This window comes from Pseudonocardia sp. N23, assembly GCF_002583555.1.
Classification (GTDB): domain Bacteria; phylum Actinomycetota; class Actinomycetes; order Mycobacteriales; family Pseudonocardiaceae; genus Pseudonocardia.
In genome coordinates this window covers 13,498-26,152 of record NZ_BEGX01000048.1, presented here as the reverse complement: position 1 = coordinate 26,152, position 12,655 = coordinate 13,498, and the positions used below count along the sequence as shown (strand labels likewise).

Genomic DNA, 12,655 nt, shown 5'->3' with positions numbered 1-12,655 from the left:
GAGCGCCACCTCGTGAGCGAGAACAGCAAGCAGGCCGACGAGAGCGGTCGCGTCGCCACCGGCGATGCGGCCGCCCCGCCGCCCGGCTCCACCACCGAACCCGACACCGCTCCGGGAGCGGGGAACGGCGCGACCAACGGATCCGGCACCGGGACGGGCGCAGGAGCGCCGGCCGTCGACGGAGCCGCGGAGACCGATGCCGCGGACACCGGCGGCGTCCCGGCTCCGGCGACCGCGGCCGCCGAGGCCCCGACCGGGGCCCGGCCGGCGGTGCAGACCGGGCCTGGGGCGCAGAAGGGCACTGCAGCCCAGGACGGCCCCGCCGCGCAGAACGGAGCGGGCGCGGTCGACACGACCAAGCCCGCTGGCGCTAAACCGTTGTCGGGCAACGGATCCCCGTACCCGACGCCCAGCCCGACCGCACGGCCGGTGCCGACGCCTCGCCCCGCGGAGGAGACCGTCCGCGTCGCGCCGGTGGCGGATCCGTCCGGCGTCCCTGCCCCGGGCCCCAACGCCGAGACCCCGCCGCCGTGGCAGCGCATGCCCGGCTCGGAGCCCGTCGGCTCCGCGCCGCCGCCCGTCGCGGACAACCCATCGGTCGCGGGAGGGCTGTTCGACGGCCCGACCGCCTACATGGACCCCGCCGACGGTGGTCGCACCACCGAGCACCCTGGCCCCGGCGGGCCCGCCATCTCCGCCGCACCGCGCCGGCCCCGCCAGGCGGCGCTGCAGCTGCGACGCCTCGACCCGTGGTCGGTGCTCAAGCTCGCGCTGGTGCTGGCCGTGGTCATCTTCTTCATCTGGATGGTCGCGGTCGGCGTGCTCTACGGCGTGCTCGACGGCATGGGCGTCTGGGACCGTCTCAACGGCACCTACAACGACCTCGTCTCCGGCGAGGCCCAGACAGGCAGCGCCCTCATCAGCGCCGGCCGCGTCTTCGGCATCGCAGCCGTCATCGGGGCGATCAACAGCCTGCTGTTCGCCGTGGCGATGACGATCGGCGCCTTCGTCTACAACGTGTCCGCCGACCTCGTCGGCGGCGTCGAGGTGACGCTGTCGGAGCGCGACTGACCTGCGACGATTCCCGCCGCGCCGGGCCCGCCCCATGATGGCCGGGCCGGTGCGGAGGGGCCGGTGGGGCTGATGTAGTGTCGTCCTCGCCGCAGGGGCCTATAGCTCAGTTGGTTAGAGCGCGTCGCTGATAACGACGAGGTCGCTGGTTCAAATCCAGCTAGGCCCACTCTTCCGGTTTCCGGTCACACATCTCCCGTCGAGGACGTGATCTCGTTGAAGAAGTTCATCGCGCTGGCCATCGTCGCTGCCGGAGCCGCACTGCTCGTCGTCGCCAAGCTCCGTGGGCGCGATGAGGAGGACCTCTGGCACGAGGCCACCACCCGCTGACCTCCAGCACCCGAGCGGGGTACCGTCGTCCCTGCTCGACGGGGACGTAGCTCAATTGGCAGAGCACCGCCTTTGCAAGGCGGGGGTTAGGGGTTCGATTCCCCTCGTCTCCACCACCGCTGACCAGCGCATTCGCTGAGCAGAGCCCGCGCCGACCGGCGTGATGGCAATGACAGTGGCAATGGCTAGCTTCGCGACGTGGCCAAGAACCCGTCGAAGCCCCGCGCCGAGGGCATGATCAGGCGCCGAGGGAACTCGTTCCAGGCGGTCCTGTATGCCGGCATCGATCCGGTGACCGGGAAGCAGCTCTACCTCCGTGGCTCCAGCAGCGACGAAGCCGAGGCGAGGAAGATGCTGCGCAAGTTCAAAGCGCAGGTCACCGAGCAGCGCCACGCCAAGACTCGGGCCTCCCTGCGGACAGCGATCGAGTCCTGGCTCGAGACGCACGAGCTCGAAGAGTCGACCCGCGAGAACTACGTCGGCTACGCCGATCGTCACATCTATCCCGTCCTTGGCGACCAGCCGCTCGGGAAGGTCAGTACGCACGCCCTGGAGAGCCTCTACGCCCAGCTCAGACGCTGCGGCTCACGCTGCGCTGGGCGCCCGTTCGTCGAGCATCGGGTGGAAGGACCGCACGAGTGCCGTGAGGTCCGGCATAAGCGGCCTCCGGGGCGGCCGCCCGCGGCCGGCTATCCACCCCACGACTGCCGGGAGAAGGGCTGCATAGCGATCGAGTGTCGGCCGCACGTCTGCGTGCCCCTCGCCGCGGCCACGGTCCGCAAGGTTCACTTCGTCATCCGTGGCGCTATGACCGCTGCGCAACGCTGGGGCTGGATCACCACGAACCCGGCCGAACTCGCCCGGATCCCGCGGCAGCCCACGCCCGACCCTGACCCACCCACCACAGCCCGAAGCAGCCGCCCTTGTCGCTGCAGCATGGGAAGAGGACGAGGGCTGGGGCATGCTCGTGTGGCTCGTCATGGTCACCGGGCTCCGGCGAGCCGAGTTGCTAGCACTGAGGTGGTCGGACGTCGACTTCGATGCCGGCGTCATACATGTCCGCCGCAACCATGTGCGGGTGTCCGGCAGGAACATCGAGAAGGACACCAAGGCCCACCGCTCCCGACGTATCACTGTCGACGGGGCCACGGTCGAGCTCCTGACCGAGCATCGCGAGCGGTTCGAAGAGCGGTGCGGTCAGCTAGGCGTGAAGCCGACGAGTGCGGCCTACCTGTTCTCCTACTCCCCGACGAACGATCGCCCATGCAACCCGAGCGGTGTAACGCACCGCTACGGCCGGATGTGCGAGCGCCTCGCCGTCGTCAGCCACCTCCATGCGCTACGGCACTACTCGGCAACTGAGCTACTAACCGCCGGCGTCGATCTTCGTACAGTGGCGGGACGGCTTGGGCACGGCGGCGGTGGTGCGACAACACTGCGGGTGTATGCCGCATGGGTAAGTGAACGAGACCGAGAAGCTGCGGCAATTCTTGGGAGTCGACTTTCGAAACCTGGCCACCGTTTAGGTGACGTGTGCGACGCGAGTGGCAACCCGGCTTCCGAATGACTGGTCCGTTCCGCCCGATGGCGCGTGCGAGAGGGCGCCCAATTACGACGGCTCAGTCCTAGACCTCGCCAACACCCAGCGGGTGAGTCGGCCTGTGCTGTTATCTGCCGCTACCGTACGCCCATCAGGCATATGTACAATCGTAAATTCCTCGGTGATCGGGACCAGTTCTTGGTTGCGCACCGCGACCATCGTTGTCTCTACGAGAGATGAAATAAACACATCCGCTTCAACTCCTGCGTCCGCGGCCAATCGGGCCAGGAGGGGATCGTGAAGAGCCACAGGACCTGATTTGTGGAGACTTAGAAAGAATATTCCCTGCTGTGCATTCAGTTCGACCGGCTCCCATATCTCAGTGGGCTCGCGATCCAAGAATGTCGATTCTGCCGCATCGACATATGAGTACTCCCAGCCGGTCTGATCGTTGAGTTCGCACACTCTTCCGTCGATGAATCTGTTCAGATTCTCTATTTCAAGATCTTCACCCCAGGGCATGGCGACTGGGAAATCGGCCTCAATTCGAGTCCACAGAAGCTCGAGTAGTACGACAAGCGGGTTCGCTGAGGTGGATAGATAGAACGGCCACCGACCGTCCTTCAGGGTGGTCATGTAAGGCAACCCGTTCGCCTTGACGAGCGCAAACTTCCCAGAGATCATCAATGTGGGAAAATGAAGAGGAGAAAATCCGTGCGTCATCAAGTTCACCGAGAGATGCTTGATAAGAGAGTTGCGAAATCCTCGTTCTGTCTTGAATCCGTCATAGCCGACTACGACGAGAATCGCGCTAATCCGTTCCAGGGTTAAGATGCTCAGAAGGATTTGATCACTTGGGCTAAGGCTGGAGATTTCCTGCTGTGGGGGCTTTACTTTCCCAGTCATTTGCGCGAAAGTACGGTCCGTCAGCTTCATGGTGTATGAACGGCTGTCGTAGGTCCCCGCGTCCAAGGCAACTTGCTCGATGCGTCGCACTGTCTTCAAGTGCTCGAAGGCATCAGACATAGCTCGGCCCGTGAGGGTCTTTTTCACCTCAAAAACAGCTAGGACGTCGGGTGCACTCCACACGAATTCTTGCGTGTAGGGGATTCGATTACCGGCTCCTCGTACCAGCATGCAGTCGATCTGTCCGCTGAGATTATCGCCGTCGGCGACGAATCCTGAAACAACTCTTAGGTCTAGATCTGCGGGAAATGTAGTGGCGAGGAGCTTCTTTGACAGTCCTTCGTACATTTCACCGATGGTGGGGGCGTGCTTAACTTTAACGTCGGCGAGGACGGCTGACTCTCGACGCATGACTTCCTGCAGGAGATCCGCGAACGATCGAATCATGGCGGCACTCCGCTATTCGTATCTTGACGATAGAGCGTGGGAGATTTCGTAGGTCTCAATGATGGCCTTTCTGCCGATCATCTTGGCTCCCACGATTAGCCCTGCCTCGTGCGGCGTTGAGCCGGAGTGGCTAGCGCAGGCGTCTTTAAGAATCCATGCGCGAATACCGCGCTCGAACGCATCTACGGCAGTCTTCAGAACGCAGACCTCGGTGTCAATTCCGCATACGAAAACATCCGTCCAGCCGCGATTCTGTGTGAGTCTGGTGCCCTCTGCGTTGTACATCGTGTAGATCGTCTTGTCGACGATGGTCAACGCTTGTTTGGTCAGCGGTAGGAGCTCGTCGACGATATCGATCTCTGGCGACTCTTTTAATTTTGACCAGCCCATGATCTTTTCAAATGGACTGTCGTGGTAGTTCAGATAGCGCGTGAAGACGACGTCCCGACCTTTGTCGAGCCAATCGTGAACGAGCTGTTCGATCACGGGCACGACGTGCTTCGACTCGTCGGTGATGAATCCGTTCTGGACATCCACAACGACCAGGACTGGGTTGACCGCTTTCACTCTTACCGCCTGTCGCAGTCTCGAAGGGTGTCGATTGCTTGGTCGAGTCGTCTCAGGAGCCCGCTCGTACCGACGATCGCCTCTCGCATCGCCCGGTGCTGCGAGGTTTCTTGCGGTCGCTCCGTCGTGAGCCGTGACCGGATTCCGCGAAGGTAGCGCCAGCCGTACTCGTGCGGGACGTCCGGATCCTTGCCGGCCTCGACAACCTGGCGCACATAGTCGGTGTACGCCCAGGTAGCTTGAACCGACAGTTCGCAGGCAACAAGCTCGTGCTCGGCAAGGCACTGTTCCAGCGCGCGGGGGGCGTAGACGACGCCTGACCATGACGCGAAACCGGTTGCGATCGCACGCACACCAAAGTCATTGATGTCCGAGTGATCGAACCCGTCGCGAAGGAGCGCCTGTTCGACGACAGATGCGCGGGCGAGCTTCTCCTCGGGGGTGCCGGTCTCGTGTCGGCTTACCAGGACTCGGGGCACGCACAGGAGGCGGAGCGCGCTGTCGAGCTGGGGTCCGCCGGCGAGCGGAGTCTCCTCGACCCAATACGCGCTGAGCACGTAGAGATCACTCAGTACCCCCAGGCCGACAGCCTCCGCTGCTGCGGCGGCCTTGCGCATGTCGTCGTCGTAGGTGAGACGGCGCCAGACAGCGACCTCCGCAATCGAGGCTGGCTGCAGGTCCTCGACCAGGTGAAACATGATGACGCCGAAAGGCCAGCAATGCGCCGAAGCGCCGGCCATCTCCACTTCGTCCACGCGCCGGCAGGACAACCAGTCGTCGGCTGCACGCTCAGGGGAGCGCTGACGAAGCTTCGTGACGGCCTCGGCGCCGACGTAGAGCGGCACGAACTTGTGGCTGCGAATGCGGTACGTGCTGCTGCGCTCGCTGGCTGTCGTCGAATCGGAGGGACCGAAGAGCTCAGCAGGGGAGACCTCGAAGAAGTCTGCGAGAAGGCGCACGTAGAAGGGTTCGGGCTGCCGAATCCGTCCCGTCTCCAGGCGGTAGATCTGCTTCCCGAGGTTCGGCTCGCCCGGTGATGCCCAGCCGCGCGTCTCGCAGTAGCGATGGAGCTCGCGAGCGAGTCGCGGCCGGCCCCAGGTTCTTGAGGTGCGGAGTGCTAGGAGCACAAGATTCGGCACAAGGCTAGGTGTCCCTGTGTCCATCCCCGATGTCCTCCGTGTCCATGTGACAGCGGACGTGTCCGTCGCTGTCCCCGCTGTCGTCTGTTGATCTTCCCTGCTGCAGACGACTCTTGTGGCATGAACGGAGAAAGTCGCGAGAACGGGTTATCGAGGATTCGAGCGTTCGGCTTCGAGGCGAGCCACGCGCTCGCTGAGGGCGTCGAGCTCTCGGCGCATCGCGGCCAGTGCGGCATCGCGAGGAACGGCAGCGTCGGCGGCGCCGTCGAGCACGAAGGCGCCCTTGCCCTGGTGAGTGGATACCAGGCCTTCAGAGCGAAGCTCCGCGACCGCGGAGCGGGCGACCGTGATCGAGACGTCGTATTCGCGCATCAGCGCGGAGTACGAGGGCAGCTGATCTCCGGGACCGAGCTGGCCGTTGCGAATCTTCTGGCGAAGGGACTCGGCGACCTGTAGGTACGCCGGTTCCCCTCGAGTCCAGTCGGGCACGGGGTGCACATCCTCTCGCTCGACGCAGGCCTCCGACCTCGTCGGTCACAGCATGCCGGTCGGCCATTCGAGGGGGAACACTTGACGCACTATGAGGCAGAGTGCACTGTGAGACACAGTAAGCAATCCGAGGAGAGGGAGACATGGTGAGCAGTGAAAACGGAGAGTCGGCGACTGCCGCTGCACCGATTCGGGCACAGGTGCGGACGTCGGCGCTCGACAGGGCGATCAGGAAGCGGGCGGAAGGCGTGCCGTCCTACACGGTTCCGGAGGCCGCGGCACTCCTGAGTATTTCCCAGGAGTACCTCTACAGGCTGATCCAGGCCGACGAGTTCCCTGCTGTTCGGATGCGGCTCGGCGGCAGGCACGGGCGCTATGTCGTGCCTGCGAAGGCCGTCGAGAAGATCCTCGACGATGCCGTCGACGGGCGTCCGTCCGGCGCCGGCGATCCCGCGACGCTTCGCGGCGGTGTCGCGTGAACGCCGTCGGGGTTCTGATCTTCATGGCGATCCTGGGCGCGCTCATCTGCGCGAAGGTCCGGGCCGCGGGTGGCGCGATTGTCTTCTCGCTCTTGGCTCTCGTCCTGTTCATCGCGACGCCGGCCGGGCAGGGCTTGCCGGACGCGATCGGATCGTTCATGAACGCCGTCGACACCGCGTCGACGCCGGCACTCAACGGCAGCAGCCCACAGGCCGGAGTCCAGCAGTGAACCGCGTCGACTCCGGTGGAACGCCGACGCGCGTCGTGAGGACCGACGGCGTCAAGCAGTGGCGAGACGGTGCGGTGTGCCGAAGCGTCGATCCAGAGTTGTTCTTCCCGGTCGCCGAGCACGGATCACGACGATCAGCGGCAGAGCAGCGCGCGAAGCAGGTGTGTGCGCGTTGCCCGGTGCTCGCGCCCTGCCTGGCGTGGGCTCTCGCGGAGCTTCCGCACGGAGTCGCAGGCGGTCTGAACGAGCAGGAGCGGAGCTCGTTGAGGAGCGTCGGTGCTGATCAGCCCTCGCGGTTGTTCCGACCGCTGATCATCGTGCCGGTCGTGTACGCGAAGCGTGGGCCGAGCCGAGGCGAGCTGATCGAGGCCGGGCGGAGGGCCATCGCCGATGGAGTACCTCGAGACGACGTTGCCGAGGCATTCGGAGTGTCGCGTCGCACGGTCGATCGCTGGGCAGCCTCGAGCACCGAGCCCGGTGGACGCGCTCGGGTGGCAGAGGCGCCGGTCGAGAAACCGAATCCTCGCCGGTCCGGGTCACGCGATGCCGCGCACCGGCGGCATGACGAGGCACGCACGAAACGCGTCGCACGAGCCGGACGCGGGGGAGGGGAGCCCGGCGGCAACCGGAACTCCCCTCCGAATCTCCACAGCACAAAGGCCCTGGCAGGCAACACAGCACTGGAAGGACTCCGAGGGTAGATGAACACCCACACGAACACCCACGACCCCGATACCCCTGAGGCTGTCCGCGAGGCCGCGGCCGGTGCGAAGGCCTGGCGCGCCTCGGTGCGTGCCCAGCGCACCGCCGTCCCTGATCATGCCGACTTCTACGCGATGACCGCCGACGTGGTCGACACCCTGGCCGCGGCGGCGGGGTTGGCGGAGGTGATGGCCTGGCAGGTCGCCCACTACGGCGACACCCGACCCGTCTACGACGACACCGGTGTGGTCGACCCGCGCGAGCGCCTCGATGCCGCGGCGATGGACCTGCACGAGCTCGCCGCGAGCCTGCGGAGTGCGCACCGGATCGCGAACACGTTCTGGTCACGTATCAGCCACATCGGCGTCGACGCCCCTGCCGACGACTCGGCCACCGACTCGACCGACGCGCAGCTCCGCGCGGAGGTGACTCGATGAGCGCGCCGACGTCGACGACGTCTGCGGTGATAGGGCTGCGGCGGTGGGCGCGCGGTCACAGCCCGCACGTCACTGCCGCGGTCGGGCTGCTGATCGTGCACGGCACGTGGCCGGCCCGCCCGGAGTTCCGCGACGCGTGCGTGGAGCGCGACCGGGACGGGACCTGCTGGATTGACTGGACCGCTGCCCGGGCCGCGTTCGACGCCGGCGCGTTCGCGAAGGCGTCGACGAGTGAGATCGCGGTGCTGGACTTGGCGATCGCGTTGGGGCAGGACCGGTTCCGGCTTTCGCGGATGGGCCCGGTCAACGCGCGCGCGATCACCGATAGCGTCGCCTACGCCCTGGGTATTCTGCGATGAACCTCTGGACGCTCCTCATTCCGATCGCCGCAGTTGGCGGAACGGTGATCGCGGCGAAGCGCGGCGCTACGGTGCTCGCAATCTGCCTCGGCCTGGTCGCGCTGTTGCCCCTGGCGGCGTTGGCATCCGCGGTTGGCCTGCCGGTGCTGCTGCTCGCCGCTGCCGCGGCTGCGGTGTGGGTGTGGCACCGCTGGACCCGGTCGTCGTCGACGGTGAACCGGTGGGGCTCGCGCTCCCGGCGCAAGTCCGGCGTGGCGTCGACCATCGACGTTGTCCGTCACGCGGGCTCCGCCGCGATGCGCCGGCGCGCCGGCGCCGTCCGCCCCTCGCTCGCCGGGATGGACCGGCGCGAGCGATGGCGGCTGCCGGTCCCGGAGGTCGCGGTCCGCCTGTGCCGCAGCGGGTTGCTGTGGGTGTGGTCTTCGGTCGAGGACGTCACCCTCATTTTCGGCGGCCCCCGCACCGGCAAGTCCGGGTGGCTGGCCGGGCAGATCCTCGACGCCCCCGGCGCCGCCCTCGTCGCGTCCACTCGGCGGGATCTCTTCGACCTGACGAGGGTGGCGCGGTTCGAGCGGGGCCCGGTATGGGTGTTCAACGCTGTCGGCCTCGCCGGACTGCCGTCGACGGTGACGTTCGACCCGGTGTCCGGTTGTGGCGATCCGGTGACGGCGGGGGAGCGGGCGACCGACATGCTCGCCGCCACTACCCGCGCTAGCGCCAGTGGGGATCGGGAGTTCTGGGACGCCCAGGGCCGCCGCGTCCTCGCCGCACTCCTGCACGCCGCCGCCCTAGGCGAGAAGTCGATGCGCGACGTCCTCGGGTGGCTCTCGGATCCGGAGGCGGCATCGCGGGAGGTGACGGTCCTGCTGCGCCGCAGCAGCGAGCCGGCGTTCGAGCTCGACCTGGGCCAGTTCCTCGGGACGAACGACCGCACCCGGTCCTCGATCACCTCGACAATCATGCCCGCCCTCGGGTGGCTCACCACCCCCGCGGCGTCGGCCGCGGCCGGACTCGGCGCCGAGCAAGCGCGGGCACGTCCGCTCGACGTCGACGAACTCCTCGCCACTAACGGCACCGTGTATCTGCTCGGTGGGGAGGAGGCGCAGGTCGCGCCGTTGGTGTGTGCGCTGACCGGGCACATCGCCCGCCATGCCCGCCGCACCGCCGCCACCAGGCCGGGTGGGCGCCTCGACCCGCCGCTGCGCCTCGCGCTCGACGAGGCCGCGTTGATCTGCCCGGTCCCGCTGGAGAGCTGGACTGCGGACATGGGCGGACGTGGGGTGAACATCATCTGTGCGTTCCAGTCCCGCGCCCAGCTCCTCGCCCGCTACGGCACCCATGACGCGGCGACGATCCTGAACAACTCCGGGTCGATCATGGTGTTCGGCGGCACCCGCGACCGCGACGATCTGCAGTTCTGGTCCACCCTCACCGGCGACCGCGACGAGCCCGCCGACGCGATCGATCCGGCCCGGAACACGGCGGCGCGGGCAACGCGGAAGACGGCGGTGTTGTCGCCGGCACAGATCGCGAACCTGCCCGCCGGGCGGGTGTTGGTGATCCGTCGGGGGATTGCGCCGGTGATCGGTCGGGCGCAGATGATCTGGCAGCGCCGCGAGGTCCGTTGGGCCGGCTTCTGCGACGACCACCCCGAACTCACCGAGCACCTCGAGCGAATCGCGCTGTGGGTACGGGATCTCCCGTCGCGGTTCGGCCGCCGCCTCCGGCGTGTGCGGCGTCGCGAGGTGGCGCGCCCGATCCGGGGAGTCCTCACCGCTCACTCCCACGAACCGCCGAGTGGACGGCCGCACCTGGTCGTTGTCGACGCCCTCCCGTTCGACGACGAGGACGACCAACAGCCCACCGGCTGACCTGACCTCCGCTGCCGTACCGGCCAGACCTGCCTCGCTTCGAGGTGGGTCTGGCCCGGCACGCCCTCGAACCACTTCAGGAGAAATCTGATGAGCCCGAACAATTCACCGGCGAACCCGGCCGCGGGCGACCAGGACAACTGGTCCGGGCCGGTGGCCGGGCTGGCGAGGCTCGTCGACGGTCTGCGCCGCGACGTCGACCCCCTCACGGGCCTTCCGGCCCGGGTGGAGGAGCTGGCCGAGGTGCTGGCCCGGCTCTCGGAGACTGTCGCCTCGATGGCGACGCGCCGCAGCGCCGGTCCCGCACCGTCCTGGCTGCTCGCCCCCGACAGCACCGAGGACACCACCGCGATCCTCGACGACCTCGCCGCCTGGCTGGGCGCGATCTACCTCAGGTACCCGGACGCGGCCGCTGTGTTGCCGGACTGCTGGGCGTGGCATCCCGACGTCATCGAGGAGCTGGTGTGGCTGATGCACGCCTGGTCCGCCGCCTACCAGGGCCCCGCCGCCTCGGTCGCCCTCGCGGGGGACTGGCACGACCGCCAACGCCCCGGGGTGGTGCGGCGCATCCGCCAGAACGTCGCATCGTGCTCGGTCGAGCGCCACCAGACCCGCGCCGGCCGAGCCCCCCTGACCCCGACTGCTCCGACGGTCCCCGCGGTCGGGCAGCTCGGCGAGATCGCCGCCTGGTGGGCGACCGCCCGCGACAGCGCACCGCCCGAACCCGCCGACCACAGCGCGAACGGAGCCCACCGATGACCACGCCCCACACCACCCACCTCACAACCTCGACGCCGTCGGCGACGCAGTCGTACCTCGTCGAGCGCGACATCGAAGCCATCGAAGGGCTCCTGGACGGTTGGATCGCCGAAGTGAATGGCGTCGACATCCCACTGCTCGGCACGCCCGACTGGGTTGCCGCCGACGAGCGGACGCAGCTGGCCGCGGTCGCGGTGTTCGTGCTCGGCTGCCTCGTCGAGCGCGACCCGATCGTCATCGCCGCCCGCCTGGCTGCCGAGGTCGCCACTGTCCGCAGCATCCGCCTCGTCGCCGCCCGTCAGGCCTCGCACGCGATCTCCGCTGGTGCCGACTGGTCAGCAGTCGCAGCGCGGCTGGTTCAGCGCGACCGGATCGCCCGCCACGACCGGCTCCGCCGATGACCAGCCCGCACAACACCAGTGAGCACGACGGCGGGGGCCGGTGGGTGTTGTGGCTGCCCGGGCTGATCGTCGCCCTCGGCGCTGCGGCCGCGACCGCGCACGGCCTGTTCGAGGTTGCGGTAGCCGCCCGGGTGCCGACGCCGATCGCCTGGATCTACCCGCTGATCACCGACGGTCTTGCCGTCGTCGCCTACACCGCCACCGCCCGTCTAAGCGGGTCGGCCCGCGGCTACGCCTGGGCCGTTGTCGTCCTCTCCGCCGGCCTGTCCGGCCTCGCCCAGGCTGTCTTCCTCGCCAGTGACTTCCCGACACCCAGCGACTCGAACGGGAGCGCGGGGCTGGCGGTGTCGGGGGCATTGCGGTTCGGGATCGGGGCGTGGCCAGCGATCGCGGCCGCTCTCGCCGCGCATCTGCTCCACCTTCTCGCCGCCAGCCCCGCCGCCGCCGCAACGATCGAGGAGCGTTCAGGCGTTCAACACCCCGCACCGAGTTCAGCGGTCACTGTTCAACAGCTGCCGTTGAACAGTTCAGAGGGCCGTTCAACCAGCGAGCCGGACGCGTTGACCGCGCCACTCCCGGTCCTCGAACCGGCACCCGAACTCAGCCCGGATCTGGGCTGCGGGGACGCGGTGGTCACCCCGTTCATCGCGCGCACTGAACGCACTGAACGAGGGAACGGGCGGGGCGCGGAGTCGCCCGCGCGCGACCGCGCGCTGGCTGCCGCTGCGCGGCTGACGGCCCGCACTGGAGCCCTCCCGACGGTCTCCGAGCTTGAGACCGAAGCCCAGGTCTCCCGCGGCACCGCCGCAGCCGTGCTCAAGACCCTCCGCGAGGACGACCCCGCGCCCACGACGCGACGCACCGCCGCCCCGAACAGCACTCAGCACCTCAGCACCGGCGAGCACGAGGACGCCCAGCCATGACCAGC

General features: G+C 67.7%; 16 protein-coding genes, 2 tRNA genes and 1 pseudogene. 15 read left to right on the top strand and 4 right to left on the bottom strand.

The window, feature by feature from the left end; all coding sequences use genetic code 11:
• The first annotated feature begins 12 nt into the window (after positions 1 to 12).
• The 6 genes and pseudogenes from TOK_RS35345 (at position 13) to TOK_RS34035 (ending at position 2,968) form a co-directional block, all read left to right on the top strand.
• Positions 13 to 1,071, top strand: a complete 1,059-nt coding sequence (locus TOK_RS35345) for a DUF3566 domain-containing protein (RefSeq protein WP_374754894.1) — start codon at positions 13 to 15, stop codon at positions 1,069 to 1,071.
• Positions 1,072 to 1,166: 95 nt separating this feature from the next.
• Positions 1,167 to 1,240 (top strand) — tRNA-Ile (locus TOK_RS12990).
• 38 nt (positions 1,241 to 1,278) lie between these two features.
• A complete protein-coding gene (locus tag TOK_RS33370; protein ID WP_216361964.1) occupies positions 1,279 to 1,401 on the top strand; it encodes a DLW-39 family protein in 123 nt (40 codons plus the stop codon).
• Positions 1,402 to 1,441: 40 nt separating this feature from the next.
• Positions 1,442 to 1,517, top strand: a tRNA-Ala gene (locus TOK_RS12985).
• A gap of 118 nt (positions 1,518 to 1,635) precedes the next feature.
• A pseudogene (locus TOK_RS35045) lies at positions 1,636 to 1,893 on the top strand (site-specific integrase); the annotation flags it as partial.
• Between the two features lie 469 nt (positions 1,894 to 2,362).
• Entirely contained in the window at positions 2,363 to 2,968 is a 606-nt protein-coding gene (locus TOK_RS34035; RefSeq protein WP_253258360.1) for a site-specific integrase, read from the top strand.
• A gap of 42 nt (positions 2,969 to 3,010) precedes the next feature.
• On the opposite strand, the gene TOK_RS31685 is transcribed toward TOK_RS34035, so the two are convergent.
• From TOK_RS31685 to TOK_RS12965, 4 genes are all read right to left on the bottom strand, one after another.
• Positions 3,011 to 4,294, bottom strand: a complete 1,284-nt coding sequence (locus tag TOK_RS31685) for a DUF6602 domain-containing protein (protein WP_141566377.1) — start codon at positions 4,292 to 4,294, stop codon at positions 3,011 to 3,013.
• A gap of 12 nt (positions 4,295 to 4,306) precedes the next feature.
• The gene (locus TOK_RS12975; protein WP_098958112.1) at positions 4,307 to 4,861 is read right to left on the bottom strand and encodes an isochorismatase family cysteine hydrolase; all 555 of its coding nucleotides are present in this window, start codon (positions 4,859 to 4,861) and stop codon (positions 4,307 to 4,309) included.
• Between the two features lie 2 nt (positions 4,862 to 4,863).
• A complete protein-coding gene (locus TOK_RS12970; RefSeq protein WP_098958111.1) occupies positions 4,864 to 6,024 on the bottom strand; it encodes a hypothetical protein in 1,161 nt (386 codons plus the stop codon).
• Positions 6,025 to 6,147: 123 nt separating this feature from the next.
• The gene (locus TOK_RS12965) at positions 6,148 to 6,489 is read right to left on the bottom strand and encodes a winged helix-turn-helix domain-containing protein (protein WP_172457554.1); all 342 of its coding nucleotides are present in this window, start codon (positions 6,487 to 6,489) and stop codon (positions 6,148 to 6,150) included.
• A 143-nt stretch (positions 6,490 to 6,632) separates the two neighbouring features.
• On the opposite strand from TOK_RS12965, the gene TOK_RS12960 reads away from it, so the two are divergent.
• The 9 genes from TOK_RS12960 (at position 6,633) to TOK_RS12920 (ending at position 12,650) form a co-directional block, all read left to right on the top strand.
• On the top strand, positions 6,633 to 6,968 hold the full coding sequence (locus tag TOK_RS12960) for a helix-turn-helix domain-containing protein (protein ID WP_098958109.1): 336 nt from the start codon (positions 6,633 to 6,635) through the stop codon (positions 6,966 to 6,968).
• On the top strand, positions 6,965 to 7,198 hold the full coding sequence (locus TOK_RS12955; protein ID WP_253258359.1) for a hypothetical protein: 234 nt from the start codon (positions 6,965 to 6,967) through the stop codon (positions 7,196 to 7,198). Before TOK_RS12960 ends, TOK_RS12955 begins: the two co-directional genes overlap by 4 nt.
• Positions 7,195 to 7,899 carry a WhiB family transcriptional regulator gene (locus TOK_RS35340; RefSeq protein ID WP_141566376.1) on the top strand — a complete coding sequence of 235 codons (705 nt, stop codon included), beginning with the start codon at positions 7,195 to 7,197 and terminating at the stop codon, positions 7,897 to 7,899. Before TOK_RS12955 ends, TOK_RS35340 begins: the two co-directional genes overlap by 4 nt.
• The gene (locus TOK_RS12945; protein ID WP_098958107.1) at positions 7,900 to 8,337 is read left to right on the top strand and encodes a hypothetical protein; all 438 of its coding nucleotides are present in this window, start codon (positions 7,900 to 7,902) and stop codon (positions 8,335 to 8,337) included. It abuts the gene before it with no gap.
• Complete coding sequence (locus TOK_RS12940) at positions 8,334 to 8,696, top strand: hypothetical protein (RefSeq protein WP_098958106.1); 363 nt, start codon at positions 8,334 to 8,336, stop codon at positions 8,694 to 8,696. Before TOK_RS12945 ends, TOK_RS12940 begins: the two co-directional genes overlap by 4 nt.
• Entirely contained in the window at positions 8,693 to 10,567 is a 1,875-nt protein-coding gene (locus tag TOK_RS12935; RefSeq protein WP_098958105.1) for a type IV secretory system conjugative DNA transfer family protein, read from the top strand. The genes TOK_RS12940 and TOK_RS12935 overlap by 4 nt, the downstream gene beginning before the upstream one ends.
• 90 nt (positions 10,568 to 10,657) lie before the next feature.
• A complete protein-coding gene (locus TOK_RS12930) occupies positions 10,658 to 11,326 on the top strand; it encodes a hypothetical protein (protein WP_098958104.1) in 669 nt (222 codons plus the stop codon).
• Positions 11,323 to 11,727 (top strand): hypothetical protein, encoded by a 405-nt coding sequence (locus tag TOK_RS12925; protein WP_098958103.1) that lies wholly within the window; start codon positions 11,323 to 11,325, stop codon positions 11,725 to 11,727. Before TOK_RS12930 ends, TOK_RS12925 begins: the two co-directional genes overlap by 4 nt.
• Positions 11,724 to 12,650, top strand: a complete 927-nt coding sequence (locus tag TOK_RS12920) for a hypothetical protein (RefSeq protein WP_098958102.1) — start codon at positions 11,724 to 11,726, stop codon at positions 12,648 to 12,650. The genes TOK_RS12925 and TOK_RS12920 overlap by 4 nt, the downstream gene beginning before the upstream one ends.
• Positions 12,651 to 12,655 lie beyond the last annotated feature (5 nt).

Bases quoted from the DNA above. Each gene is read 5' to 3' on its own strand.
- TOK_RS12960 (WP_098958109.1), top strand. From the start codon at position 6,633: ATGGTGAGCAGTGAAAACGGAGAGTCGGCGACTGCCGCTGCACCGATT.
- TOK_RS34035 (WP_253258360.1), top strand. From the start codon at position 2,363: ATGCTCGTGTGGCTCGTCATGGTCACCGGGCTCCGGCGAGCCGAGTTG.
- TOK_RS12935 (WP_098958105.1), top strand. From the start codon at position 8,693: ATGAACCTCTGGACGCTCCTCATTCCGATCGCCGCAGTTGGCGGAACG.
- TOK_RS12970 (WP_098958111.1), bottom strand. From the start codon at position 6,024: ATGGACACAGGGACACCTAGCCTTGTGCCGAATCTTGTGCTCCTAGCA.
- TOK_RS12920 (WP_098958102.1), top strand. From the start codon at position 11,724: ATGACCAGCCCGCACAACACCAGTGAGCACGACGGCGGGGGCCGGTGG.
- TOK_RS12945 (WP_098958107.1), top strand. From the start codon at position 7,900: ATGAACACCCACACGAACACCCACGACCCCGATACCCCTGAGGCTGTC.
- TOK_RS12930 (WP_098958104.1), top strand. From the start codon at position 10,658: ATGAGCCCGAACAATTCACCGGCGAACCCGGCCGCGGGCGACCAGGAC.
- TOK_RS12925 (WP_098958103.1), top strand. From the start codon at position 11,323: ATGACCACGCCCCACACCACCCACCTCACAACCTCGACGCCGTCGGCG.
- TOK_RS12940 (WP_098958106.1), top strand. From the start codon at position 8,334: ATGAGCGCGCCGACGTCGACGACGTCTGCGGTGATAGGGCTGCGGCGG.
- TOK_RS31685 (WP_141566377.1), bottom strand. From the start codon at position 4,294: ATGATTCGATCGTTCGCGGATCTCCTGCAGGAAGTCATGCGTCGAGAG.